Genomic DNA, 24859 nt, shown 5'->3' with positions numbered 1-24859 from the left:
AGAAGTATTATTCTTCATTCAATAACTTTAATTCACGATTTCTTACTTGATTTTTCAAGATTTCCGCAAATTCTTCCACAGTAAATGTGCCTAAATCAGCACCTTTACGGGTACGTACAGCCACTTTACCTTCTGCGATTTCTTTATCGCCACAAACGAGCATATAAGGCACACGGCGTAAAGTATGCTCACGAATTTTAAAACCAACTTTTTCGTTACGTAAATCAGTTTTCACGCGTAAACCTACATCAGAAAGCTGTTTTGCGACTTTCTGTACATAATCTGCTTGGCTATCAGTGATATTCATTACAACTGCTTGGGTTGGCGCTAACCATGCAGGGAAGAAACCTGCATATTCTTCGGTAATGATACCAATGAAACGCTCAATAGAACCTAAAATCGCACGGTGAATCATGACAGGGGTTTTACGGCTATTATCTTCTGCCACATAAGTTGCATCTAAACGACCTGGTAATGCGAAGTCTAATTGCACTGTACCACATTGCCATTCACGACCTAAACAATCTCGTAGTGCAAACTCAATTTTTGGACCATAGAATGCGCCTTCACCTTCTTGAATTTCATATTCAAGACCGTTGTGCGCTAATGCTGCTGCAAGACCTCCTTCCGCACGATCCCACATTTCATCTGAACCGATACGATTTTCAGGGCGAGTAGAAAGTTTTACTGCGATATTAGTGAAGCCAAAGGTGCTATAAATGTCGTATACCATTTTGATACAGCTAGTTACTTCGCTCTCAATTTGATCTTCAGTACAGAAAATGTGCGCATCATCTTGAGTAAAGCCACGAACACGCATTAAACCGTGTAAAGAACCTGATGGTTCATTACGATGGCAAGAACCAAATTCCGCCATACGGATTGGTAAATCACGGTAAGATTTTAAACCTTGATTAAAAATTTGAACGTGGCCTGGGCAGTTCATCGGTTTAATTGCATATTCACGGTTTTCAGATTGAGTTGTGAACATTAAATCTGCGTAATTTTGCCAGTGACCTGTTTTTTCCCACAATACGCGATCCATCATAAATGGACCTTTCACTTCTTGATAATCGTATTGTTTTAATTTAGTACGCACGAACGTTTCAAGCTCACGGAAAATTGTCCAGCCATCATTGTGCCAGAACACCATACCTGGTGCTTCTTCTTGCATATGATATAAATCTAATGCTTTACCAATTTTACGGTGGTCACGTTTTGCCGCTTCTTCTAAGCGTGTTAAATATTCAGCAAGTTGTTTTTTATCCGCCCAAGCCGTACCATAGATACGTTGTAACATTTTGTTTTTGCTGTCGCCACGCCAGTACGCACCAGCGACTTTTTGTAATTTGAAATGCTGACAGAAACGCATATTTGGCACGTGTGGTCCACGGCACATATCAATATATTCTAAGTGATGATATAACGCAGGCGTTGCAGTACGTTCAATGTTTTCATCTAAAATTGCCATTTTGTATGACTCACCGCGTTTTTCAAAGGTATCACGCGCTTCTTGCCAAGTAACACGTTTTTTCACGACGTCATAATTTGTTTTTGCCAATTCCAACATACGTTTTTCGATTGCATCAATATCTTCTTGGGTTAAAGAGCGATCTAAATCTACATCATAATAGAAGCCGTTTTCAATAGTTGGACCAATTGCCATTTTTACATCTGGGAATAATTGTTTAATAGCGTGTCCGAGCAAGTGAGCGCAAGAATGGCGGATAATCTCTAAACCGTCTTCATCTTTTGCAGTAATAATTTCTAACGTTGCATCTTGCTCGATAACATCGCACGCATCGCGACGTTCTCCGTTTACACGGCCTGCGATAGTGGCTTTAGCAAGACCCGCACCAATATCTTGTGCGACTTCAAGAACAGAAACAGGACGATCGAATTGACGTTGGGAACCGTCAGGTAAAGTAATAATTGGCATTGTTTTTTCCTTATACAGTGGTCACCCATACGAAAGGTGACGTGTTCATTTAAAATTCTATAAAAATTAACCGCACTTTTGCCCTACTTGGCTTCATTCCTACCATTGAACGAGCGAAATTAGGCAAAAAATGCGTGGCGAATTCTATCACTTTCTTGAAGTATTGTTAAATAAATGCCCATATTTTACAAAAAGGAAATAATGTTTTTCTGACTAAAGGCTTTATCTCTTAAAAATAAAGGCTAGAATAACCGCACTTTTAAATACCCAGTTAAGGAATAAAAATGAGCAACGTATTAGTATTAAAATCTAGCATTTCAGGAAATAACTCGCAAACTAATCAATTAGCTGATTATGTTATCGAAAAATTACAAGGTAATAACATTGTAGTACGCGATTTATCCCAACAACCTCTTCCATATTTTGATACCGCAGCTGCAATTGCTGTGCGTGGAGAACCAAAAACAACAGAAGAAAAACAACTTCTGGCGTTGTCTGATAAACTAATCGAAGAATTAAAAAACGCACAAACATTGATAATTGGTGCGCCGATGTATAATTTAAACGTTCCAACACAATTAAAAAGCTATTTTGATTTTATCGCACGCCCGCGCGTTACTTTCCAATATACAGCAAACGGCTCTGAGGGTTTATTAAAAGGCAAAAAAGCCTTTGTGTTATGTGCATTTGGTGGATTGTATGATGAAGAAAATCTAGTGACACAATATATGAAATCAATTTTAGGTTTTATCGGTATCACAGATGTGCAATTTGTTTATGCACAAGGCATTGGATTCGGATCAGAAGCAATTGAAAAAGCCCAAGTGTCCGCAAAAAATAAAATTAATGAAATTGTAGCAGCCCTTTAATCCTCAGATAATCTACAAAACATAATAAAATTTATTACAAACAAAAAGTGCGGTAATTTACCGCACTTTTTTTCTTATTTCTTTCGTTCAACCCATTTTCCATTGGTGAAATCAACAATCCATTTAGTCGCTTTTCCCTCTTTTTCAGAAGTCACATATTGTTTCTTCTCTTTACGACTAAAACGAACAATCGCTTCATTCTCTTCTGGGTCTTTTTGTGGAGCATCGGCTAAATAAGCTAATTTTTCAGGTAAACGCTCGCGATATTGCACTAGTTCAGCGATTTTAACTGGGCGTGTTTCGCGTGATTTAGGGAAGTTATGGGCTGACATAAATACACCACTCGCACCATCACGCAATACAAAATATGCATCAGATTTTTCGCATTTTAACTCAGGGAAATGTACTGGCTCTTCTTTCGGTGGTGCGACCTCGCCATTTTTCAAAATTTTGCGCGTGTTATCACAATTTGTACATCCCATATACTTGCCAAAACGACCAAGTTTTAGATGCATATCCGCACCGCATTTATCACACTCAACAACAGGGCCATCATAACCTTTAATTTTGAATGAGCCTTCTTCAATTAAATATCCATCACAATTTGGATTATTACCGCAAATATGGATTTTACGATGGGCATCGATTACATAGCTGTCCATTGCCGTACCACATTTTGTACAACGTTTACGATCCATTAATGCTTTGGTTTCTGAAGACTCATCTAAAACATTCAATAATTCTGCTTCAGGAATTAAATTAATCGTCGTTTTACACCGCTCTTTTGGCGGCAATGCATAACCCGAGCATCCTAAAAACACCCCCGTACTTGCCGTGCGAATGGCCATTTTTCTGTCACAAGTTGGGCATTTAATATCGGTTTCCACGAGATTATTCGGGCGCATACCGCCTTCAAGTTCATCTAATTCAGCTTTAGAAAGCTGGCTAGAAAAATCCTTAAAGAATTGATTCAATTCAGTTTTCCAATTTACTGAACCAGAGGCAATTTTATCTAAAGTATCTTCCATATTCGCGGTGAAATCGTAATTCATTAATTCGCCAAAAGACTCATTGAGGCGATCAGTCACAATTTCGCCCATCTTTTCTGCATAGAAACGACGATTTTCAGTACGAACATAACCACGTTCTTGAATGGTGGAAATAATTGCCGCATAAGTGGAAGGTCTGCCAATACCACGTTTTTCCAATTCTTTTACTAAAGCCGCTTCAGTAAAACGAGCAGGTGGTTTGGTAAAGTGTTGTGTTGGTTGCACTTCTTTTAAAGCAAGTTTTTCTGACACAGTAACTGAAGGCAATTCTTGATCTTCAGGATTTTTGCCTATTTGTGGCAATACTTTTGTCCAACCATCAAAACGTAAAATTCTGCCCTTTGCTTTCAAGGTATAATCGCCTGCGGTAACGGTCAGCGTGCTACTATCATATTGTGCAGGCGGCATTTGACATGCTAAGAACTGACGCCAAATTAAATCATAAAGGCGTACTGCGTCTTTTTCCATCCCCTCTAAAGATTCAGGCAATGCTCGAATATCTGATGGACGAATAGCCTCATGTGCCTCTTGCGCATTTTCTTTACTAGAATAGAAATTTGGTTTTTCTGGTAAATATTGTGCACCAAAATGATTTTCAATATAGCTACGCGCCATATTAAGCGCATCTTGACTCAAATTGGTTGAATCTGTACGCATATAAGTAATGTAACCCGCTTCATATAAACGTTGGGCTAACATCATTGTCTTCTTAACGCCAAATCTCAAGCGAGTACTTGCCGTTTGTTGAAGTGTTGATGTAATAAATGGTGCTCGAGGGCGAGAACTTGTTGGCTTAGTTTCCAAATCTGTGACAACGTAATCTGAAACATTCAGAAAATCTACCGCACTTTGTGCTTCTTTTTGATTTTTTGGATCAAATTTCTTGCCTTTATAATCCGTAACATCCAAGCGTATAGCTTGTTTATTTTGATTATTCGTAAGGACGGCAACTTCCCAATATTCTTCAGGCTGGAACGCTTTAATTTCACGCTCGCGTTCGACTAATAATTTAACCGCAACTGATTGAACTCGACCAGCAGAAAGCCCGCGAGCTACTTTTTTCCAAAGTAATGGCGACACCATAAAGCCCACCACTCTATCTAAAAAACGACGAGTTTGTTGAGCATTAACACGATCCATATTTAATTGTTCAGGCTTTTCAAAAGCCTGTTTAATGGCATTTTTAGTGATTTCGTTAAACACCACGCGACTAAAACGATCATCGTTACCACCAATCACTTCACGTAAATGCCACGCAATCGCTTCCCCTTCTCTATCCAAGTCGGTTGCGAGATAAATGTGATCTGCTTTTTTAGCAAGCGACTTTAACTCGGAAACCACTTTTTCTTTACCAGGCAAAATCTGATAATTTGCTTTCCAATCGTGATAAGGATTAATCCCCATACGTTTAACTAAGGCGTTACGTTCCTTCTCTGCCTTAATTTTTGCTTTTTCTTCGGCATCCATACCTTTGGTTGAAATTGGTTTAGCTTTTTCACCTGCACTAGAACCAACCGTCGGCAAATCACGAATATGTCCAACGCTCGATTTCACGACATATTGGCTACCTAAATACTTATTAATAGTTTTTGCTTTTGCTGGCGACTCCACAATCACTAAGGATTTACTCATTTGATTACCTGATATTACTAGAATTTTATAAAATTGCGGGTATAGTGCAAAGTTATGTAGGCAAAATCAAGCATTTTTTCAAAAAAGGTCTATAAATGGATAAACTCAACGCGATTTCTATTTTCTGCAAAGTCATTGAAACCCAAAGTTTTACATTGGCAGCAAAGCAACAAAATATTTCTGTGGCGATGGCAAGTAAATTAGTTTCACAATTAGAAGAACATTTAAAAACACGGTTGTTACAACGTACCACCAGAAAAATTATGCCTACCGAAGCAGGAATGATGTATTACCAACGCTGCCAAGGCATTTTGCTTGATTTAGATGAAGCAGATTCCAGCATCACCCACCTTACCAGTTCATTACAAGGAAATTTACTGATTTCCGTTCCTCGTGATTTTGGTTTACTTTTTATTGCACCAAATTTACCCACTTTTATGGCTAAGCATCCTCATTTGCATATTGAAGTTGAATTTAATGATAAGAAAATCGATTTATTATCCGAAGGCTATGATCTTGCTCTTCGTATTGATTATATGGAAGATAGCTCGTTGGTTTCACGTAAAATAGGAACTACTACTGTTCATTTTGCAGCGTCGCCTAATTATCTTGAAACGAATGGTATTCCACAAACGCCTGATGATTTAGAACATCACAATGGCTTACTTTATAAAAATGCAATGAATCCGGTAAATTGGGTTGGTTCACGTATAAATCAAACCCAACGTTTCAAAATCCAATCCAAAGTGGTAAGCAATAGCGCTTTTGCCTTATTAAATATGGCAAAAGCGGGACTCGGTATTGCTAATTTACCAAAATTTATTTTAGGTAGAGCCTTTGAAAAAGGCGAGCTTATTGAAATATTGCCAGAATATAAACAACAAAAATTAGAAATTCATGTGGTCTATCCAAACAGAAGACATTTACCAATAAAAGTACGGGCATTTATTGAATTTTTATCTGGCCTAGGCTTGTGTTCAGAAATTTTGGAAAATCATGAAGATAATATTTAAATGCTATAAATAAAATACCGCACTTAAGCAACCCAAAGTGCGGTTATTTTTATGCGTGTTTTTTATAATGCTTTTAAGATATCTTCAACGCGATCTTTTGCATCACCAAAGAGCATTTGCGTATTCTCTTTGAAGAATAATGGGTTTTGTACGCCAGCGTAACCCACTGCCATTGAACGTTTGAACACAATCACATTTTGTGCTTTCCATACTTCTAACACAGGCATTCCCGCGATTGGGCTATTTGGATCTTCCATCGCCGCTGGGTTTACCGTATCGTTCGCACCTATAACCAATACCACATCGGTATCAGCGAAATCATCATTGATTTCATCCATTTCAAGTACGACATCGTAAGGTACTTTCGCTTCAGCTAAAAGCACGTTCATGTGGCCCGGTAAACGTCCTGCAACAGGGTGAATACCAAAACGAACGTTCACACCTCGTTCACGCAATTTTGCCGTAATATCAGCGACTGGATATTGTGCTTGTGCAACAGCCATACCATATCCCGGCGTGATAATCACAGAACTTGCATTTTTCAACAATTCAGCCACTTCTTCCGCGGTAGTTTCACGGTGTTCGCCTTGTTCTTCGCTTGAAGAAACTTGAACATCGTTACCAAAACCACCAGCAATGACGCTCACAAATGAACGGTTCATCGCTTTACACATAATGTAAGAAAGAATTGCACCAGAAGAACCAACAAGCGCACCAGTTACGATGAGCAAATCATTATTCAACATAAAACCCGCTGCAGCCGCTGCCCAACCAGAATATGAGTTAAGCATTGAAACCACAACTGGCATATCTGCCCCACCGATTGATGCCACTAAGTGCCATCCAAATGCAAGCGCAATCGCTGTCATTAATAACACAGGGAAAATGCTTTCTGGATTATTCAAGAATGCAACCATCAATAATGCAGATACCACAAGTGCGGCTAAATTTAATTTATGGCGATGCGGTAACATTAATGCTTTTGAATTAATTTTTCCGCTTAATTTACCAAATGCAACAACAGAACCAGTGAAAGTGACGGCACCGATAAAAATACCTAAAAAGACTTCGACATTATGAATATTCGTTAATACCGCTTGTTCAGCTACAAATGCGGCTTGTGCTGCTGCATCTAACCCTTCTGGCATTAATGCCTCATGGTGTAAACCATAGCTATTAAAGCCAACGAGTACAGCCGCTAAACCCACAAAACTGTGAAGAATTGCCACAAGTTCTGGCATTTCAGTCATTTCTACTTTTAATGCACGTTGAACACCGATTGCACCACCGATGATCATCGCAATAATGATCCAAAATGTTCCTTCAGAATGAGTGCCAAAAATGGTTGCGATAAGGGCAATGGTCATACCAACAATACCGAACCAACAACCTGCTTTAGCAGTTTCATGTTTAGAAAGTCCTGCCAAGCTCATAATGAAAAGTAATGCTGCTAAAATATACGCAGCCTGTACTAAACCTTCAGACATTGTGCGCTCCTTAACCTTTTCTAAACATTGCTAACATACGTTGTGTCACACGGAAACCACCAAAAATATTGATGCTTGCCACCAAAATCGCCACAAAAGCTAACGCATCGATAAATAGATTGCCTGTTGGCTGACGAATTTGTAATAACGCACCTACAATAATAATGCCTGAAATTGCATTTGTTACTGCCATTAATGGTGTGTGAAGTGCATGGCTAACATTCCAAACCACGTAATAACCCACCACACAAGCTAAAACAAATACGGTGAAATGTGATAAAAATGCAGCTGGCGCCACAGAAGCTAACCAAAGGAATAACACACCAACACCAACACCTGCCATCACACCGTATTTCACACGAGGATCTGTTGGTTTAGATTCTTTTTTCTCTGCCACTGGTGCAGCTTTGGTTTCTTGTTTTGGTTGTGCAGACACTTGAATTTGTGCTGGTGGAATTTCTTCCCCATCACGAACAACGGTTACACCACGAAGAACCACATCTTCAAAATCAATATTAATATTGCCATCTTTCTCTTTGCACAAAAGTTTTAATAAATTGACTAAGTTTGTGCCATAAAGTTGAGAAGATTGCGTTGGTAAACGGCTTGGGAAATCTGTATAACCAATCACTTTCACTTGGTTTTCAGTTGTAACAACTTTCCCTGCTTGCGTATATTCACAGTTACCGCCAGTTGCAGCTGCTAAATCCACAATCACCGAACCTGGTTTCATTGAATCCACCATTTCTTTGGTGATTAAACGAGGCGCTGGTTTACCCGGAATGGCTGCCGTAGTAATAATAATATCGACTTCTTTAGCTTGTTCTGCATAAAGCTCCATCGCACGACGGTTAAATTCTTCCGACATCACTTTCGCATAACCATCGCCACTGCCACCTTCTTCTTTGAAATCAATTTCTAAGAAGCTCGCGCCCATACTCTGAACTTGCTCTTTCACTTCAGGACGAGAGTCAAAAGCACGAACAATCGCCCCAAGGCTATTTGCTGTACCAATTGCCGCCAAACCAGCCACACCCGCACCAATAACCAACACTTTTGCTGGTGGAACTTTACCTGCTGCAGTAATTTGCCCAGTAAAGAAGCTACCGAATTCATGCGCAGCTTCAATAACAGCACGATAACCAGAAATATTCGCCATAGAAGAAAGCGCATCCAATGCTTGCGCACGAGAAATACGAGGCACCGCATCCATTGCTAACACATTAATTTTCTTCGCAGTGAGTTTTTTCATTAACTCAGGATTTTGCATGCGCCAAATAAAGCTCACAAGCGTTGCGCCTTCCTTCATTTGAGCGATTTCTTCATCTGTCGGTGCATTTACTTTGAAGATAATATCCGATTGCCAAATTTCAGCCGACGTACCGATCTTCGCGCCCGCTTCTAAAAATGCTTGATCTTCAAAACTAGCTTTAAAACCTGCATCGTGTTCCACGATCACGTCAAAGCCCAATTTCAATATTTGCTGAACCGTTTTCGGCGTTGCCGCCACACGGCTCTCATTCTCAAGCAGCTCTCTAGGTACACCAATTAACATACTGTTTCCCTCTGATTGATGATTGGGTTGATGAGATTAATGAACAAACCTTCGTCTATTCATCGTTAAAATGACAAAAAGTCAAACGGATATAAATGTATCATTAATTGAATGAAAATAGGTAACGTTTTTAAGTGGTTTTACAAGATATTGTGATAGGGATCACGAAAAATCCCACATAAAAACATCTCAAAAATTTACCGCACTTTCCATAAAAAAACACCACAAGTAAAAAACTTGTGGTGCTTTTAATTTTATTATTAATCACCTAATTGAACAGGCTCAACTTTCCAAATTCTCTCCGCATACTCTTTAATTGTGCGGTCAGATGAGAAGAAGCCCATACGCACTTTTTCGGTATCTTGCCAAATACATTTGCCTTCGAAATGAATGTTTCCACCAAATTCTACGGTAAAGCGTTTAGAGGGACGAATAAATTCCCACGGCGCCCCTTTTTCAAGCCACGCATCTGGACGTTCTACTTGCTGACCGTTTTCAATTTTTTGGCGGAACATACTATATTCATAACGAATACCGTAGCCCATACCCAGTAAACCAAGGGTTGCAATAGAATCCATAAAACAAGCTGCTAGACGACCTAAACCGCCATTACCCAAGCCAGGATCAACTTCTTTTTCTAAAACCTCTTCTAAATCCACATTTAATTCAGAAAGAGCTTCTTGTGCTAATCCATAAATGCCTTCTGCAATCATCGCATTAGAAAGCGTACGCCCGATTAAAAATTCCATTGAAATTTACGAACAAGTGGCAGTGTGCCATATTGCAAACCATAAAGTTGGGTTAAGCCACAAGGTTCGAAACGGCTTGGCACTAAAATCACATCGCCACCTGCCACCATTAGGCAGGATACGGCAAATGTAATGGATTAATTCCCACATAATCTGCGCCTTGTTTTGCACTTTATTCAATCAAAGTGGCTAAATCACAAAAATCTCCAATTCCCCAGTTTTGTTCTGAGCGTAAACTGTAAAGTTGCACATTCACGCCCCACACTTTTTTATTTTTTAATACGGATGGTTGAAAAGTTAAAACCGTCTTTTCATCCGCGAAAATAAGATGTCCATCAATATCATAATGAGAAAGCGCGATACCGCATTTTTCTGCTTTTTGTTTGAGAGAATCCGAGATTTGCATAGACACCACATCACAACTGTATAACTCTTGTTAAGGATTATAACTAAGCTGAAATTGATGACAACTGGCTTTATTTAAAAGTGTGATCTTAGTCAAAATAAAGCCTCTAATCAGTTAGGTAAAATCCAACTTTTAGAGGCTAAATATAAAACTAAATTTTTCGTGAATAAAATCTTATTAAAATTTTAATGCTTTTACTTTTTCTGATAACACTTTACCCATAGGGCTAGGATCGCCTTTAAAAAGTGTTTTCAAACCATTGGTTTTAATTATATGCTGACGGAGCTCAAGACGCTCTTTATGATTTTCAGCAAGTCTTACCGCACAATTAATATATTCTTCTATGCTTTGAGCGATAAGCCATTCTGGTAAGCCTAAACGTTTGAATAACCCTTCATCAATATGTTCATGTACTTCAGCACCCGTTTTACAAACGCCGACTAGACCCAGTGTAACCATATCTATGATGCCATTTGTATTACCAAATGGGAATGGATTTAACATCATATCGCAGTGACGTAAAATATCGAGATATTCGTTATAAGGCGCATGGGCATGGGCCGTTGCGCTGTCCCCTAAATGCTGCTCAATAAACCACTTAACATGAGGGTGTGTAATACCGAAAGACTGCCCTAGTGCGAAATGGAAATGAACTTTCACTTTAGCCTTATCTCGAATTATTCTCAATGTTTCAAGGAATGTTGGATTCAATTTCATTGTTGTAGCAGCAATACCGATATTCACCACTTCGGGTTCTTCTCTGAATAAGTAATCAACTTTTTCAGGTGCTAATGATGACGGCACATAAGGCAGCGCATCTTTTGGTAAACGTAGTAAAGTTTCACTAAAACAGGCTTCCGAACCTACATAATCATCTTCAACAATAACATATTCAATAAAATCTGAATGGGTTGTAGCTGGATGACCAAGCGCAACAACTTGAATTGGAGCAAGACGCGTATTGCTTGCAAAAATTGTCGTAAAATCCATACCGATACTTGGCATATAAAAGACAGCGGCACCATATTCTTCACATTTTTTACGAACAAACTCAATTTGTTGAAAAATTGTGTCGTATTCAAGTTGGAAAAATTCATCAAATACTTCTCGTCCAGCTTGATTTACATTTTCTTTTCCTATACCAACTAAATAAAATTTTTTACGCGCTTCAATCATTGAAGTGGAGTGAGTTCGGTAAATGGAATGAAAAGAATGAAAATGCTCTAAAAGCACAATCATTACAGGTTTACCATTGCATTCGCTTAATGAAGTAATTTCACGATCTTGCCAACCTTGCGCCAACAAATGTTTACGTATAACCTGATTTAGCGCACGTTTTACATCGTGTTTATTTTGCGCAAAATCATAACTACAATGCATATAAACATCGTGAGAAATACTTGCAGGCAATTGATTTAAACTATCAAATTCCTCTAATTTATTAGGAAACCACTGTAAAATAACCGCTCTTTTATCAAACGCTATCGCTGTTCCAATAAAACGAGGCGATTGCAATGCAAAACAAAGAGAAGCGCAAAGTTCCTTATTTGCATTCCACAGCGCGTTTAAATTTAAATCAATATTTGATTCGGGGAAATATAAAATACAAAATTTTGCAATTGCTGAAAAATCATTATTTAAATGAATATCCCCTAAAATATCAGAATTAGTATTGTACGTTTTCAAAATATGATCTGCATTCACATAAGGCGAACTAGCAAAAATAAGCGCAAGCCAGCGTTGAAATGCTATAAAACGTAATGCCCCACTTTCTGAAAGCATTAAATTAGGATCAATAAATAAGTTTGTGACAGCATTAGCTATACGAGTACAAAAATATTGAGTACGTTTTTCTAATAAATCTGAAATTTGTTCGGGAAAATCAAATTCGATCTCGTTAATACCACCAAAATTAGCATCAATCTTCTCTAAAATTTTTAAAAGTTCGGAACAAGCAACTTCATAATTTTTATCTACAATTGCTTTTTCTAAACGATTAATACTGGGTTGTTTTTCTTGAAGCATAATATCCTTCTTTAACTTTCAACATTCCAAATAACATCAACTAAAAAAGGCACATTAAAGTGCCATTTTATGATCATATCGTTAACTAAAAACTATAAGTTATCTTACCCCAAAAAGTGGTTTTATCGCTTTCAAATGCTTTATTACCATTTAAACTATCTTCATCTGAATTAACTAAACGTCTTGCTACAAAAAGATCCATATTTAAATTTTTCACAATCTCTGCTTTCACGCCTAAACCTGCTGAAGAAACAGTATGCGTATTCGCACCATAGATTTTGGCATTTTCTTTATTATAACGATACTGCCCCAAATCATAGAAAGCATAAGGGCTAATACGATATTTAGTATATTTAGGCATCGCTAATTCATTTCGCCATACCAACCCACGTTCTGCACTAACGCCACTATATTTAAATCCTCGAACAGCATATATACCGCTAATAGAAAAATGATCAAGGCTATTTAAATCTTGACGAGTATATTGAGCACTTAATTGGCTATCAAACTGCCATCCCTGAGCAAACTCTTGATGATACCCAAGTCGAGAAACCAGTAGGTTATAACTACGATGATAATTTTTACCTAGTCGTCTGGTATATTTTGATCCTGGTAAGTTATACGCATAATAATAGTCGGTAAACTCCACATTAACTGTAGCTGTCGTATTTAATTTTACCTCACCACTGATCCCTAAATTAATACCAGCAAGTGAGAAATGTTTACGCGTATTACCAAAATTATTTATACCCGATTTTTGATCATTATAACGATAGCTATAGCCAGCATTCAGTTTAAATTGATCTTCAATACCCCAATCAAACTGCGGTAAAAAATAACTCCAATTTAGTCCAACGAAGGATGATTTACCGCGTGATAATTTACGGTTAATTGCACTTGGTAAACCATCGGTATCACTAGAATCTAAGAGGCTTACTCCAGCTTGAATGCTAACAATTTGATGATTATCATAAAACGGACGAGAATATCCGACACTCAAAGCAGATGATTTTAAAGGAGCCTTAAAATTAGTTAAAGCATTTATAGTTAATACATCATCATTGCCTGTTAAATTCGCATTAATATGCCCAAATATAATACGAGCGCGATTAAATTCTCGTGAACCATAGTTATCCACTGAAATAAAATTACGCGTTTTACCATATGGAGAAAATCCAGCAACTGTTAAGTTAGACACTTTATTCTGAGAATCTAACTCATAGTGCACTCGAGTAATTTTTAATGGATTTTCTTTTGACATTGCAAATTCACGGCGATCAAACCATTGACGACCATCTTCAAAATATTTGCCCTGTTTTAAAGAAGGAAGGCTATGTGCAATATTTTTTTCATCATAACCTTCACTACCTTTATAAAAAACTTGGCCAGTAGTGGGGGCATTATAACTTAATAGGAAAAAAACATTTCCATTTTCAACTCGTTGCTCAGGTAATACAATTTCATATTTTCCTTTATTAAAAGCATTTAATTTTTCTTGTAACGCTTTTTGAGCTTTTTTTAGGCTTGTCAAAGTTTGATTACCTTGATAGCGTTCTAAAATCTCAGCTAATGAAATTTGCTCATTATCCGTTAAACCTTGAATATCGCCCAGTAATTGAAAACTATTCACTGGGAATTGTTGTTCTGCATTTGCCATTGATGTCATACCAAAACCAAGCAATAAAACAACTGCACTTAATTTAAATTTATTCATTTTGTTCATTTATTTCACCTAACATAAATAATTTGTAATATATCCTAAAATGAAGTGGGTAATCCCACTTCATTTTCATATAATCAATCGCCTACCTTTTCAGACTGCTTGTGATATTGAGCTTTACTTTTCTCATTTTCAGCAAGGCAAGAGGTTAACAGACGACCATCTGCGATGTTTTTACCTGCAGGCAATACCACTGAACATACCGAACCATGAGATATAATGCTTGCGGCCTTATTCACACCACGTCCTTTATCGTAAAACATTAAACTTTTTGCACTGCTTAATGGGTACTGCTCATTTTCAGCTGTGCTCAAGTTTGAACGTACAGTACGCTCCATATCGCCCAAAATATCGATTAAATCCAATATCAAACTATCTTTACTTTGTCGTTCAGCTTCTACAATTGTCGTCCTCGTTTTACCTTGAATCAATCCGTTGTTGTCTACAGTGCCATTTGTAATCACATCCACCTCTCCTTCTTTTGAAATGATTTTTGCACCTTTGCGATTCATGATGTTTTGACCTGCAATTACTGATGTAGCTTGCTCACCGTCGATAACACCTTCATTATCCACGTTACCTTCAGCATTAACTGTCACTTTTCCTTTTGCATCTAATTTACCAGTTGATTCATTAGTAAAGTTTGCTTTTGCATTTACGCTAACATCACCCATTTCAGCCTTTACGGTGCCGCTGTTAGTTATGTTTTTATCAGCTTCTAAATTAACGCTCTTACCTGTTACCTTAACTCCGTCTTTAATCTTAATATCCTTTCCAGAAGTAATATTCACAGTACTAGAATCCGAACTAATATTGTTATTCACTTCAACGTTGCCTGATGTTGATTTAATGCTTGTCTCGCCTTTACCTCTAATAGTGACATCGGCTGATACATCTACCGCACGTCTACCATCACCTCGAGAACCATTTAAAATGATATGAGAACCCTCTTGTGCATCTAAAACAAGTGGATTTTTAATGGCTAATCCATCACGTGAATAGGAATGTCCTCTAAATTCTAATGTTGTCGTATTTTCTGTTTTAATTGTAGTTGTGTTGCCATCACTTCTTTCAAAGTATATCCCTGCTACAGTATAGCCATTCGCACTAGCATCAAAGGTTACACGACCTGTTCCTTTTGCAGTAATGTTTGCGGCAACATTTAATCCACGAGTGATTTTTTGATTGTTCTTAAGTAGATAAGGTTTGAGGTTAAAGGTTGCAGTTGAGCTTTCTTTAGTTTCGAATGTTACATCTTGATCAATATTAAGTAGTTTGTAATCGCCATAACGATTATGGCTGTCTGTATAACCTGCTTTACTCTCTTTGTCCAAAAATTCGAAACTACCGCTTTCTACTGTCAAATTCGCACGCCAATTATGCGTAGAAAAAGCCACATTATCAAATTTACGATCAGTTACTTTACGTTCAAAGACGACTTTTCCGTTAGTAGTAATATTACCTTCCCAACTCGAAAAAAATTCATATTTACCGTTATACCAATCTCTAGCTATTGCGTCATATTGAAGTCTCAGCCCCTCGTCATCATAGCCTAAAAATTGAGCATTCTTAATAGTTAATTTATTATAAGCTCTTTTATTGCTGCCAAAATTATACTCATAATGAGGGCCACCAGTAATTCTAACTGTGCCTTTTCCTTTCAAGACTGCACCTTCAATTAAGAAATTAGGGTTAGGGAATTTTTTATTTTGTTTACTTTGTGGACGCGAAGAGGCACTGATATTTAAATCCCCTCGATTAGTATCAATTTCGCCCTTTAACACGAAACCATTACCCGCAGTAATATTAACATTAAGCTTTCCATTTGTTGATTTGATTTTGGTACCTTGCTCTTGGGTGAACGTAGCGTTGGCTATTAGGGTTAAAGTCGCATCATTTCCTGCTGTTTTAATAATATCCGCCTGAACAGTTAAATTACCGTCTTGCATTCCTGTTGGATTATCCGTGGTAATAGTAACATTCGTTCCTTTATTCAAAGCACTGGTAATTGTGGTATTGTAAATAACCGCATCATCGCCTTTTGCTTGAATAGTAGTAATAGGACTAGTAGTTTTATTAATTTGATTTTGATTTTGATTTTGATTTTGAGCCACAATCTTCACATTGTAAGGGTCTAATAACCAGTCTTGCGCTTCAACTTTTGCTGTTGTGCCTATGCCAAGATAATGCCCTGAGGTTTCGACAAAACCACCATTCTCTCTACCGTTTGCGATAATTTCGCCATCAACTTGTGCACGATTACCCCAAACAATCGCTCTACCGCCTTTTTCAGAACCTGAAACATTCACGCTTGCGCCTTGTTTGATTTCGGTGTTTTCTGCTAATTGAATTTCGCCTTTACCGCGCTCATCACCACCGATATAAACCGTACCGCCTTGTTTACCCGTTAATTCCACTTTCGCACCGCTGTTTAATACCACTTTTTTACCCGTAATGGTCAAGTTACCTGCTTTAAAGTTAGCATTATTTAAGGTTACCATACCATCAATGTTCGCCAAGCCTTTTTTGGCTGAAAGAATGATTTCACCTGATTTATCTTTGTGTACACTATTTGCGTTTAATGTACCTTTATTCACAACAGAACCTGCACGCATTTGAATCTTGCCATTTTTTGCAAAAATTGTACCTAAGTTCACGGCTTCATTTTCCGGTGCTACAAGGCTGTAAGTAATCGTTGGGTTAGTAATATCGCTGATCGTTACTTTTTGACCTGCTAATAAAAGAATGTTGCCATCTTCAACTTCAATCACACCGTTATTTTTAACGCTACCACCAATTAAATTTACGCTACCATTTTTTGAAACACTGATTAAACCATTATTCACAATTTGCGCCATGGCTTTATCTTTAGCCTGTTCAAAATTGAAATTGCGTGCTTTTAAATCTTTATCTGAAATGTTTAATGTTGATGCGGTAAAGGCTGCAGCATTAATTACTGCATCTTTGCCCATTACAATCCCATTCGGGTTAATTAAGAATACGTGACCATTTGAATTTAACACACCTTTTAATTGCGAAATTTGATCAGAAGTCACATGGTTAAATACCGCAGAATTGCTATTTTCTTGAACAAAACTAACGAGTTCATCTTGATTAATATTGAATTGTTTCCAGTTAATAATGGCATCTGGGCTATTGGTAATGGTAATATTTTTACCATTTATTGACATTGATGCACTACCACTTACCACTTTCATACCTTGCAAGCCATTTGCCACTTCCATACCTTGCAAGCCATTTGCCATTGCAGTTTGTGTCGCAAAACCAAATGAAAGCAGAGAAATTAAGCTTGCAAGTGGTTTTAATTTTAACCATTTTGTCATTTGAAAATTTGAAGTTGTATCCACTGCATTTTGACAGCCGCTATGACGGTCGTGTCCAGCAGTAATTTCAGAAACAGCCACTAATTGATTTAAACGCTTACTAAATTTTAAACGATAAATTTTATTCATATAAGATCCCTATAAGTCATTAAAGGAGGTATCATTGGAAGTTGTCTTTCAATAATAAGAAACGAAATATCACTATCGCAAAAAAGCATGAGAGTATCATTGATCCAAGTGTTTCATCATTCTCGCACTAAAAAATATAAAACGATAAGATTAGCACTTTCTATACAACTCAATCACCTTTTGAAACACGACATCGCACTACTATGCAACAAGATGATGCGATGATGCGATGATGCGATGATGCGATGATGCGATGATGCGATGATGCGATGATGCGATGGCGATGCGATGATGCGATGATGCGATGATGCGATGATGCGATGATGCGATGATGCTTATTATACTAAATAATAAAAAGAATGCTACTTTTTTTTCATAAAATTTACCCTTTATTTATCTTCACTTTAAATTAATGCCTTTTACAAAAAAGACATGTATATGTGCCAAGCACTCAAACGGTTATTTTAGCGTTATTTTTTCTTAAATCACAAACTCAAACCAATCAATCACATCACGTTCGTGAATACCATTTTTAATCAAAATATCCGCATTTTTTACAGAATGGGAAGAGCCAGAAATAAGCGGATGCCATTCAGGGAGTGTTTTTCCTTCATAAAGCAAACGATAGGCACAAGTATCAGGCAACCAATGAAAATCAGGTAAATTCTTTTTGGTGAGTTTGGTGCAGTCGGTTTCAATTTTAAAACGCGCTGAATAATTACCGCACTTGCCTGTTTCCATATCTAACAGATTACAAGCAATTCGGGTGTAATAAAGTTTTTGGCGTTTGCCTCGCCCTTGAATATATTTGCGATAACAGCATTTGCCGCAGCCATCACATAAGGCTTCCCATTCAGATTCGGTCATTTCAAGCAGGGATTTTGTTTGCCAAAAATTAAGTTCAAGTTGCATACTGGATTGCATAGTTGATACAAATAAAAAGTGCGGTCAAAATTTATGTAGTTTTTGACCGCACTTGGTTGATTAAAATTAGAAACCTTCTTTTAAGCTTACGGTTAAGTTAAACACTAAGTGCTCTGGACGGCTGTCTTTACTATCCGCACAGAAATAACCTTCTCGTTCAAATTGATAACCTTTCTCTGCTTCTGCAACAGCCAAGCTTTGTTCAACAAACCCCTGTTTTGTCACTAAAGAATTTGGATTTAACACGCTTTCAATATCATCTTCAGCACTTGGATTTGGCACAGTGAATAAACGATCATACAAACGGAATTCAGCTGGATAATTATGCGTAGCAGAAACCCAGTGAATTACCCCTTTCACTTTACGACCATCCGCTGGGTTTTTACCTAAAGTTTCAGGATCATAAGTACAGAAAATCGTGGTAATTTCGCCACTTGCATCTTTTTCTACACGTTCCGCTTTAATCACATACGCATTACGTAAACGAACTTCTTTACCCAATACTAAGCGTTTATATTGTTTGTTTGCTTCTTCACGGAAGTCTGCGCGATCAATATAAAGCTCTTTCGTAAACGGCAATTGACGCTCGCCTAATTCTGGACGATTTGGATGATTTGGGGCAGTTAAAACTTCCTCGCCTTCAAAATTTTCAATTACCACACGAACAGGATCAATCACTGCCATTGCACGCGGTGCATTTTCGTTTAAATCTTCACGAATGCAGGCTTCAAGTGCAGAATACTCCACCACGTTATCTTGTTTCGTTACCCCGATACGGCGACAAAATTCACGTAACGAAGTAGGCGTATAACCACGACGGCGTAAACCTGAAATGGTTGGCATACGCGGATCGTTCCAACCATCTACAATGCCATCATTCACTAATTTCAATAATTTACGTTTAGAGGTTAACGTGCCTTCTAAATTTAAACGTGAAAATTCATATTGATGCGGTAATGGACGTTCAATACTGATATTTTCCAACACCCAGTCATATAAACGACGGTTATCTTGGAATTCTAATGTACAGATAGAGTGAGTAATACGTTCGATTGCATCAGAAATACAGTGCGTGAAATCGTACATTGGGTAAATGCACCATTTGTCGCCTGTTTGGTGGTGGCTGGCAAATTTAATGCGATAAAGCACGGGATCACGCATTACCATAAATGGCGATGCCATATCAATTTTTGCGCGTAAACTTGCTTTACCTTCTGCAAATTCGCCGTTTTTCATTTTTTCAAATAAAGCTAAGTTTTCTTCAATAGTGCGGTCACGATATGGGCTGTTTTTACCCACTTCAGTTAATGTGCCACGATATTCACGCATTTCTTCTGGCGAAAGTTCATCCACATAAGCCAAGCCTTTTTTAATCAATTCAATCGCATAACCATAAAGCGCATCGAAGTAATCAGATGCATAACGCGGTTCACCTTCCCATTTGAAACCTAACCATTCCACGTCAGCTTTGATGGAATCTACATATTCCACGTCTTCTTTTACAGGATTGGTGTCATCAAAACGTAGGTTACATAAACCTTGATATTCTTTTGCTAAGCCAAAATTCAAGCAAATCGATTTGGCGTGACCGATATGTAAATACCCGTTCGGCTCAGGCGGAAAACGGGTATGAACGCTTTTATGTTTACCCGAAGCAAGATCTTCATCAATAATTTGGGTGATAAAATGGTGAGTGCGGGTATTTTCTGCACCCAAATATTTGTCTGTCATCATTTTCTCTCGTTAAAATAAAAAATATTCGGCTATTCTATACAAATCTAAGGGAAAATAAAGGTTCATCTCGTGTTCTTGCCATAGAAATACTGGATTTAAATAAAAGATTGTAAAAACTTGCCATAAAAAACCGCCACGAAATTATCGTGGCGATGTATATTTAGCTTACCAAACCCAGCCAGCCCCCATTTGATAGGAAATTTTACTGTTTTTGCCTGCATTCACGGCGATACCACTTTTTAATGTGATATTTGCTTTTGGTGTGTAGCCTACGCCAATCGCCACCGCATTACGACTACCATAACCACCCACTGCAGCAGAAAAACTCGCTTTTCCGACCACTTGTGGCAACACTAAACCAGAAAGCGCGTTAGCCGCCGCTAAACCACGTTCTAATTTGCTGTCTAATTTCCCTAATTTGCCATTTAACTCGTTAAAATCTGATTGGAAATTATTCACTTGCGTTTGCAATGTGCCTAATTTAAGGTCAGTATATCGATTTGCATCTGCTAAAGTTTTTGCATCGCCTGCTTCACGTTTAAGTGCTTCTGAAACAATTTTTCCAGCCGTAAATAATTTAGCACTTGCTAATGTGGATTTATCGCCATCATCCATTTGTTTTTTATTTACTGCGTCAGTGTCTTTTTCGGCTGTTTTTACATTGGCAATGTATCTTTCAGTGCCAACCTTACCCACAGAAATTTCATTCGATCTTGTTGTTTGTGCGTCAGAACCTAATGCAACGCTGCCACTGTGTTCAACTTTTGCACCATTACCAAGAGCTACGGCTGACGATGTTAAGGCTTTTGCACCGTTGCCAATTGCCACTGTATAACTTTCTAATGCCTTACTTTCTTTCCCTAATGCAGTTGAATAATTACCTGTAGCATTTGCCTCTTTACCAATTGCCGTAGAGCCAATATTTGCTTCGGCTTGCTTGCCAATTGCCACCGAATCATTTCCAAGTGTTTTCGCGCGATATCCTAACGCTACTGTATAATTTACCTTAGGTTTGTCATTGTCAGATGTTTTCGCTTCATTTTCTTCGCCAAACACAATGTTATGTTCCCCCTCCACTTTATTTTTATAACCAGATACTACGTTGTAGCGATTATCACCTATATCATCACTAGATTTACCTACCTTATTATCATAACCAGACACAGTGTGATAGACACCATACACTTTATTTTCTTGCCCAAAAACCTGACTTGATGCACCTTTTACTGTATTACTCAAACCGTAAACCTGTAAATTACCATTACCTCCACCATAAGAAACGCCTGTTGCATTATTACCAAGCCCTACAACTACCGTACTATTGCCCGTTAAAGTGTTGTGATCGCCGACGATTAAATTATTAGTTGCGTGAGATAATTTAGGATTATCAGTACCTTTAACACTATTAATAGTATTAGTGTTTAAATTACCGATAATGATATTGTTATTGCTCGTACCCTCAGATGTACTAATATCTTTCATTCCAAAATTTTCTGAGAAGTTAGGATTTGAAGTGGTTGAGGGAGAAGTATCTGCTAAAGCTGGATTAGTGAATATTCCACCAATAATGGAGAGAGCCGTAGTTATTGTGCAAGATGGGAAGAAAAGGCTAGTTTGTTTGTTTGTTTGTTTGTTTGTTTGTTTGTTTGTTTGTTTGTTTGTTTGTTTACAGAATTATATAAAAACATATTATATCCTCACTATATTAAATAAAAGATGCTTAATTTTACATCAAATAGATTAAAATATAAAGGAAATATGATTTTTATAAATAAAAAAGTGCGGTGAAAATCTCAAAAATTTTTCACCGCACTTTCAATACCAACAGGAAGCGGGCAGATTGTTCCATCTATCCCGCATTCACTAAATTATCAATATCTTATAAGAACAGAATATTTGGATGTATAAAACACCTTAAAACAAGAACCTTTTTAGAATAAGGAATACCTAGAAATCTTATCTTTAAGCTAAGAAGGGAGAAATGAAACAAAAACGACCAAATTCTGTAAAACTTTTGCAAAATTTGACTGTTTGGCAAGTTAAACACTACACCAATTTTCTAAAATCAAGTTGGGGACAAACTCAAAAGCTTTATCACTCGTGACTAAAACACATTCATTAGCTAAAGCGTGAGCAGCAATCATCTGATCTTGTACGCCCATTACTTTGCCTTCTTTTTCCATTTCAGCTCTTAGCTTGCCATAAATTTCAGCGGTTTTCGTATCCCATTCTAAAATAGAAATCGCAGATAAAAATATATCTAGAAACTGTGAAAGTTGCAGATTATTACGCTTTGCCACACCATAAAATAATTCAGCGGCGGTAACAGAAGAAATACAGAGAATTTCAGGATTAAGCAGCCTTAATCGTTCTACTACAGAAGGCACTTTACGGAAAAAATAACTCACAGTATTCGTATCTAACATATACATTTAAAAGCCCTCAAAAGGATCTCGCGTTGCCACTTCTTGCTTACGCTCTTTTTCTGATAAAAAATCTTCATCACATTGAATTGTAGGTAACAATTCGAAGACTTTCTGCCAATTTTGCTGGCTACGAGAACGAGTTGAAAGCCTAATATCGCCATTTTCTTCTTTGAAAACATAAATTTGAGTGGCGTCAAACTCAAATTCCACAGGTAAACGAACGGCTTGATTGCGACCATTTCTAAATAAACGTGCGATTTTTTCCATTATGTTCCTCCTTAAATATATGCTTTAGTATATGCCAAAACACTAGTCTGAACAAACACGATTAAATTTAACCGCACTTTAGTTACATCACTACCACATCAAACTGTTCTTGGTTATAAAACTGTTCTGTTTTTACTTTTACTCGTTTTCCAATAAACATTTCCACTTCTGGCAGTAAACCGTGATATTCTTCATTAATAAGGTATTCGGAAACTGCTGGCGAGGCATAAACAACAAATTGTTCACTACTGAATAAATGATGCACCCGAATAATTTCACGCATAATTTCGTAGCAAACTGTCTCGACCGTTTTCACCCGACCTCGTCCGTGACAAGTTGGACATTCATCGCATAGCACATGCTCAAGGCTTTCGCGGGTTCTTTTACGAGTCATTTCTACAAGGCCTAATTGCGTAAAGCCATTCACATTAGTTTTCATACGATCTTTAGAAAGCGCATCACATAAAGATTGCAATACTCGATTGCGATATTCATCTGTTTGCATATCAATAAAATCAATAATGATTATGCCACCAAGATTACGTAGTTGGAGTTGCTGCGCAATGGCTTTAGTTGCTTCAATATTGGTATTGAAGATGGTTTCTTCTAGATTACGATGCCCCACAAATGCGCCTGTATTAATATCAATGGTGGTCATGGCTTCTGTTTGCTCGATAATTAAATAGCCGCCCGATTTGAGATTAACACGTTTATCTAAGGCTGTTTGGATCGCATTTTCAACCCCATACACATCAAAAATAGGTTGATTACCAGAATAAAGAACAAGTTTATCGCTTAATTCAGGCATAAATTCATCGGTAAACTCTTTTACTTCGCCAAAGCAAAGTTTAGAGTCGATACGAATTTTTTCTAAGTTTGTGCCGATAAAATCGCGCAAAATACGTTGTGGAAGTGCTGGCTCGCCGTAAATTTTTGATTTGGTTGGATATTTAGATTTACGTTCTAAAACTTTACGCCATAAGCGTTTTAAAAATTCAGCGTCTTGACGTAATTCTTCTTCGCTTGCCCCTTCTGTGGCGGTACGAATAATAAAACCGCCGAGTTCATCACAAAAAGGTTCAACTAATGCTTTTAAACGGGCGCGCTCTTCTTCGCTTTCAATACGTTGTGAAACGCCTACGTGGCTATTTTCTGGCATAAAAACAAGATAACGTGATGGCAATGTGATATCCGTTGTTAAACGTGCACCTTTTGTACCTAGCGGCTCTTTCACCACTTGTACAACAATATCCTGCCCTTCTCGTACTAATTCTGAAATGCTCTTAACTTTAAATTGCTTTTGTTCATTTTCATCTACACATTCTGTATGGGATACAATGTCCGCAGCGTGTAAAAAAGCCGCTTTTTCCAAACCAATATCAACAAAAGCAGACTGCATTCCTGGTAACACTCGAGTGACACGACCTTTATAAATATTTCCGACAATTCCTCGTTTAGCTTGGCGTTCAATATGCACTTCGCGCAACATTCCTGTTTCTACTAGCGCAATGCGTGTTTCGTTAGGCGTTACGTTCATCAATAACTCGACAGCATCCATTTTATATTCCTAATTTCTTAAATTTCATCAAAT

16 protein-coding genes and 2 pseudogenes are annotated in these 24859 nt (G+C 37.6%); 2 read left to right on the top strand and 16 right to left on the bottom strand.

Annotated elements, in window-relative coordinates; all coding sequences use genetic code 11:
* Positions 1-7: 7 nt before the first annotated feature.
* The gene (gene thrS / locus DQN49_RS07780) at positions 8-1939 is read right to left on the bottom strand and encodes a threonine--tRNA ligase (RefSeq protein WP_006996044.1); all 1932 of its coding nucleotides are present in this window, start codon (positions 1937-1939) and stop codon (positions 8-10) included.
* Between the two features lie 284 nt (positions 1940-2223).
* Between thrS and DQN49_RS07775 the strand changes: the two genes are divergently transcribed.
* On the top strand, positions 2224-2808 hold the full coding sequence (locus DQN49_RS07775; RefSeq protein ID WP_006996045.1) for an FMN-dependent NADH-azoreductase: 585 nt from the start codon (positions 2224-2226) through the stop codon (positions 2806-2808).
* Between the two features lie 74 nt (positions 2809-2882).
* Here DQN49_RS07775 and topA read toward each other — a convergent pair whose 3' ends face one another.
* Entirely contained in the window at positions 2883-5489 is a 2607-nt protein-coding gene (topA, locus tag DQN49_RS07770) for a type I DNA topoisomerase (protein ID WP_006996046.1), read from the bottom strand.
* A gap of 95 nt (positions 5490-5584) precedes the next feature.
* On the opposite strand from topA, the gene DQN49_RS07765 reads away from it, so the two are divergent.
* The gene (locus DQN49_RS07765; RefSeq protein ID WP_006996047.1) at positions 5585-6502 is read left to right on the top strand and encodes a LysR family transcriptional regulator; all 918 of its coding nucleotides are present in this window, start codon (positions 5585-5587) and stop codon (positions 6500-6502) included.
* 62 nt (positions 6503-6564) lie between these two features.
* On the opposite strand, the gene pntB is transcribed toward DQN49_RS07765, so the two are convergent.
* The 14 genes and pseudogenes from pntB to rng form a co-directional block, all read right to left on the bottom strand.
* On the bottom strand, positions 6565-7989 hold the full coding sequence (gene pntB / locus DQN49_RS07760) for a Re/Si-specific NAD(P)(+) transhydrogenase subunit beta (protein ID WP_006996048.1): 1425 nt from the start codon (positions 7987-7989) through the stop codon (positions 6565-6567).
* A 10-nt stretch (positions 7990-7999) separates the two neighbouring features.
* The gene (gene pntA / locus DQN49_RS07755) at positions 8000-9544 is read right to left on the bottom strand and encodes a Re/Si-specific NAD(P)(+) transhydrogenase subunit alpha (RefSeq protein WP_006996049.1); all 1545 of its coding nucleotides are present in this window, start codon (positions 9542-9544) and stop codon (positions 8000-8002) included.
* Between the two features lie 347 nt (positions 9545-9891).
* Positions 9892-10299: pseudogene (locus DQN49_RS07750) on the bottom strand (glycogen/starch/alpha-glucan phosphorylase); the annotation flags it as partial.
* A complete protein-coding gene (locus DQN49_RS10590) occupies positions 10281-10403 on the bottom strand; it encodes a hypothetical protein (protein WP_006996051.1) in 123 nt (40 codons plus the stop codon). The gene DQN49_RS10590 and the pseudogene DQN49_RS07750, both read right to left, overlap by 19 nt.
* Before the next feature lie 2 nt (positions 10404-10405).
* Positions 10406-10699, bottom strand: a pseudogene (locus tag DQN49_RS10240) (4-alpha-glucanotransferase); the annotation flags it as partial.
* Positions 10700-10876: 177 nt separating this feature from the next.
* On the bottom strand, positions 10877-12724 hold the full coding sequence (locus DQN49_RS07740) for a UDP-glucose:protein N-beta-glucosyltransferase (protein ID WP_006996606.1): 1848 nt from the start codon (positions 12722-12724) through the stop codon (positions 10877-10879).
* Between the two features lie 85 nt (positions 12725-12809).
* Entirely contained in the window at positions 12810-14447 is a 1638-nt protein-coding gene (locus tag DQN49_RS07735) for a ShlB/FhaC/HecB family hemolysin secretion/activation protein (RefSeq protein WP_006996607.1), read from the bottom strand.
* Positions 14448-14521: 74 nt separating this feature from the next.
* A complete protein-coding gene (locus tag DQN49_RS07730; protein WP_111723592.1) occupies positions 14522-17917 on the bottom strand; it encodes a two-partner secretion domain-containing protein in 3396 nt (1131 codons plus the stop codon).
* 480 nt (positions 17918-18397) lie between these two features.
* Positions 18398-18829 carry a YcgN family cysteine cluster protein gene (locus tag DQN49_RS07725; protein ID WP_167395599.1) on the bottom strand — a complete coding sequence of 144 codons (432 nt, stop codon included), beginning with the start codon at positions 18827-18829 and terminating at the stop codon, positions 18398-18400.
* 78 nt (positions 18830-18907) lie between these two features.
* Positions 18908-20575, bottom strand: coding sequence for a glutamine--tRNA ligase (gene glnS / locus DQN49_RS07720; protein ID WP_006996054.1), 1668 nt, complete (start codon positions 20573-20575; stop codon positions 18908-18910).
* Positions 20576-20740: 165 nt separating this feature from the next.
* Entirely contained in the window at positions 20741-22057 is a 1317-nt protein-coding gene (locus tag DQN49_RS07715) for a YadA-like family protein (RefSeq protein WP_223395539.1), read from the bottom strand.
* 557 nt (positions 22058-22614) lie between these two features.
* Positions 22615-23007, bottom strand: a complete 393-nt coding sequence (locus tag DQN49_RS07710) for a type II toxin-antitoxin system VapC family toxin (protein WP_006996056.1) — start codon at positions 23005-23007, stop codon at positions 22615-22617.
* Complete coding sequence (locus DQN49_RS07705) at positions 23008-23268, bottom strand: antitoxin (protein WP_006996057.1); 261 nt, start codon at positions 23266-23268, stop codon at positions 23008-23010.
* A gap of 82 nt (positions 23269-23350) precedes the next feature.
* Positions 23351-24826 (bottom strand): ribonuclease G, encoded by a 1476-nt coding sequence (gene rng / locus DQN49_RS07700; RefSeq protein WP_006996058.1) that lies wholly within the window; start codon positions 24824-24826, stop codon positions 23351-23353.
* Positions 24827-24859: the final 33 nt, after the last annotated feature.

It is taken from the genome of Haemophilus aegyptius, assembly GCF_900475885.1.
GTDB classification, from domain to species: Bacteria; Pseudomonadota; Gammaproteobacteria; order Enterobacterales; family Pasteurellaceae; genus Haemophilus; species Haemophilus influenzae.
Note: the sequence above shows the minus strand (reverse complement) of the source record. Positions and strands in the feature narration are given on the sequence as shown.

What these genes read in the sequence shown, in the direction of transcription:
- DQN49_RS07725 (WP_167395599.1), bottom strand. Translation starts at nt 18,829, where the DNA reads ATGCAACTTGAACTTAATTTTTGGCAAACAAAATCCCTGCTTGAAATG.
- pntB (WP_006996048.1), bottom strand. Translation starts at nt 7,989, where the DNA reads ATGTCTGAAGGTTTAGTACAGGCTGCGTATATTTTAGCAGCATTACTT.
- DQN49_RS07710 (WP_006996056.1), bottom strand. Translation starts at nt 23,007, where the DNA reads ATGTATATGTTAGATACGAATACTGTGAGTTATTTTTTCCGTAAAGTG.
- glnS (WP_006996054.1), bottom strand. Translation starts at nt 20,575, where the DNA reads ATGATGACAGACAAATATTTGGGTGCAGAAAATACCCGCACTCACCAT.
- DQN49_RS10590 (WP_006996051.1), bottom strand. Translation starts at nt 10,403, where the DNA reads ATGGTGGCAGGTGGCGATGTGATTTTAGTGCCAAGCCGTTTCGAACCT.
- thrS (WP_006996044.1), bottom strand. Translation starts at nt 1,939, where the DNA reads ATGCCAATTATTACTTTACCTGACGGTTCCCAACGTCAATTCGATCGT.
- DQN49_RS07735 (WP_006996607.1), bottom strand. Translation starts at nt 14,447, where the DNA reads ATGAACAAAATGAATAAATTTAAATTAAGTGCAGTTGTTTTATTGCTT.
- topA (WP_006996046.1), bottom strand. Translation starts at nt 5,489, where the DNA reads ATGAGTAAATCCTTAGTGATTGTGGAGTCGCCAGCAAAAGCAAAAACT.
- DQN49_RS07740 (WP_006996606.1), bottom strand. Translation starts at nt 12,724, where the DNA reads ATGCTTCAAGAAAAACAACCCAGTATTAATCGTTTAGAAAAAGCAATT.
- DQN49_RS07765 (WP_006996047.1), top strand. Translation starts at nt 5,585, where the DNA reads ATGGATAAACTCAACGCGATTTCTATTTTCTGCAAAGTCATTGAAACC.
- DQN49_RS07715 (WP_223395539.1), bottom strand. Translation starts at nt 22,057, where the DNA reads ATGAAAGATATTAGTACATCTGAGGGTACGAGCAATAACAATATCATT.
- DQN49_RS07775 (WP_006996045.1), top strand. Translation starts at nt 2,224, where the DNA reads ATGAGCAACGTATTAGTATTAAAATCTAGCATTTCAGGAAATAACTCG.
- DQN49_RS07730 (WP_111723592.1), bottom strand. Translation starts at nt 17,917, where the DNA reads ATGAATAAAATTTATCGTTTAAAATTTAGTAAGCGTTTAAATCAATTA.
- rng (WP_006996058.1), bottom strand. Translation starts at nt 24,826, where the DNA reads ATGGATGCTGTCGAGTTATTGATGAACGTAACGCCTAACGAAACACGC.
- pntA (WP_006996049.1), bottom strand. Translation starts at nt 9,544, where the DNA reads ATGTTAATTGGTGTACCTAGAGAGCTGCTTGAGAATGAGAGCCGTGTG.
- DQN49_RS07705 (WP_006996057.1), bottom strand. Translation starts at nt 23,268, where the DNA reads ATGGAAAAAATCGCACGTTTATTTAGAAATGGTCGCAATCAAGCCGTT.